Consider the following 602-nt stretch of genomic DNA (forward strand, 5'->3'; position numbering starts at 1 on the left):
GTCGGGGTTTGCCTGCAGGTAGTCCAATGCCTTGTTCAGCGACGTGAAGCCGGCGTTTGCTCCGCCTTGCGTGATTTGCACATCGGGGGGCGTGTCGCGGCCCCACAGCGTCTTGGGTGACGGCGGGCCGATCTCGTAGAAAGTCAGCATCCGATCCACCATGCGGGACTTGGCAAAGACAGGATCTAGTCGGGGCGGAACGGCAATTTCTACGTGTATGCCGGCGAGCTCGCGCCAGTCACGCTGGCGATCGGGACTCACTGTATAGAAGTACTTTGCGTTGCTAAAGTAGCGCGAGCGTAGCAACAAGATGAATTTATCAATGTACTTGGCGTAGAAGCCGTTGAACGTCTCTGTACCGCGGTTGCCGTACACCAACGCACCGATCGACTTAAGCATTGCAAACGACTTCGGATCAGTGCGCACCATGTCGTCATTCTTGTTCGGAGCGGCAAGCCCTTGTGTCCACAGCAATTGCCATTCGGTCGGGTAGTCCATGCGTTGCAACGGATTCAGCCACATTAGGCCGACGACCTGCGTGACGAACGGCATGGCGGGCTTTTCGACTGCTGGCGTTGCATTCTCTGTGTGCTCACTAGCAG

At 57.0% G+C, this 602-nt stretch carries 1 pseudogene; it reads right to left on the bottom strand.

Annotation, left to right across the window (positions count from 1 at the left end):
- Window positions 1-602 (bottom strand): annotated as a pseudogene (locus tag ACTJKF_RS31410) (virulence factor); the annotation flags it as partial.

This window comes from Burkholderia sp. 22313, from assembly GCF_052045245.1.
Taxonomy (GTDB): Bacteria; Pseudomonadota; Gammaproteobacteria; order Burkholderiales; family Burkholderiaceae; genus Burkholderia.